The organism is Bacillus sp. RB3, from assembly GCF_030164735.1.
GTDB lineage: Bacteria > Bacillota > Bacilli > Bacillales > Bacillaceae_G > Bacillus_A > Bacillus_A cereus.
Genome location: NZ_JASNGE010000088.1, coordinates 1 through 1,416, shown reverse-complemented (window position 1 = coordinate 1,416; position 1,416 = coordinate 1). Strand labels below are relative to the sequence as shown.

Sequence of the window (1,416 nt, the reverse complement as noted above, 5' to 3'; positions counted from 1 at the left end):
GGAGGTGCATTTTTTATGGCTAAATTTTCTTCAAAAGATAAAATACAAGCAGTAAAACGATATCTAGAAGGTACGGAAGGCGGAAAAACCATTGCTAATTCTATAGGGGTTCATCCTAGAGAACTTTATCAATGGATTAAACGGTTTGAATTTTCAGGGGAAAAGGCGTTTGAAAAACGCTATACAACTTACTCTCTCGAGTATAAACTAGATGTAATTCATTATATGAATGAAAATGGGACATCTCTGAGAGAAACAGCTGCTTTTTTTAATATTCCTTCTTGCGAAACACTCCGAAAATGGAAAGTAGCTTATGAAACAGAAGGATTAGATGCCCTAAAATCAAAGAAAAAGGGGCGTCTAACCATGGCCAAAGAAAAAGCTAAGCTACAACATTTAAAACAAAACGAAGTATTTCTTGAAGGTTCTATAGAAGCGCTACAAGCAGAGAATGAACGTCTGCGTATGGAAAATGACTATTTAAAAAAGTTGAATGCCTTAGTTCAAAAGAAGAAAACATCACAGACCAAGACAAAGCGCAATTGATTTATGAATTAAGGCATAAATATAAGGTCGTTGACCTTGTGAAAGTCGCTAATATCGCTCGTAGTACGTATTATTACTGGATGAAACAAGCGAAACGTCCAGATAAATATAAGAAAGTTAAAGAATTAATTAAAGAGATTTTTAGTGAGAATTTTGGGAGGTATGGTTATCGTCGTATTACATTGGAATTACGTAATCGAGGCCATGCATTAAATCATAAAACCGTTCGACGTTTAATGAATATCCTGGGATTAAAATGTCTTGTTCGATTAAAAAAATATCGTTCATATAAAGGGACTGTCGGGAAATTCGCTCCTAATATTTTAAAACGTAATTTTCACGCATCAAAACCAAACGAGAAATGGGTAACAGATGTGACGGAGTTCCACTTACATGGTAAAAAACTATATCTATCACCCATTTTAGACTTATATAACGGAGAAATTATAGCTTACAATATAGAACATAGACCTGCCTATTCCCTTGTTTCTAAAATGTTAAATAAGGCGTTTCAATGTTTGAATGATAAGGAAACTCCTATTTTACACTCGGATCAAGGTTGGCATTATCAAATGCGACAATATCATCAGTCGCTTAAAAAACATAACGTTATCCAAAGTATGTCCCGTAAGGGAAATTGCTTAGATAATGCAGTCATGGAAAATTTCTTTGGCTTATTAAAGTCTGAATTACTTTATCTTAAAGAGTTTGAAAGTATGGAACAATTTAAGCAAGAACTAGAAACTTATATTCATTACTACAATCACAAAAGAATTAAAACAAAACTAAAAGGATTGTCCCCTGTGCAATACAGAGTTCAATCCTTAGTAGCTGCTTAATATATTTGTCTAATTTTTTGGGTTCAGTTCA

The 1,416-nt window shown here is 33.5% G+C and carries 1 protein-coding gene; it reads left to right on the top strand.

The window, feature by feature from the left end; genetic code table 11:
• Positions 1-15: 15 nt before the first annotated feature.
• A protein-coding gene (locus QO049_RS30415) for an IS3-like element ISBth167 family transposase (protein ID WP_284489817.1) occupies positions 16-1,385 on the top strand; the annotation gives its coding sequence in 2 pieces (ribosomal slippage) (positions 16-481 and positions 481-1,385; 1,371 coding nt in all).
• Positions 1,386-1,416 lie beyond the last annotated feature (31 nt).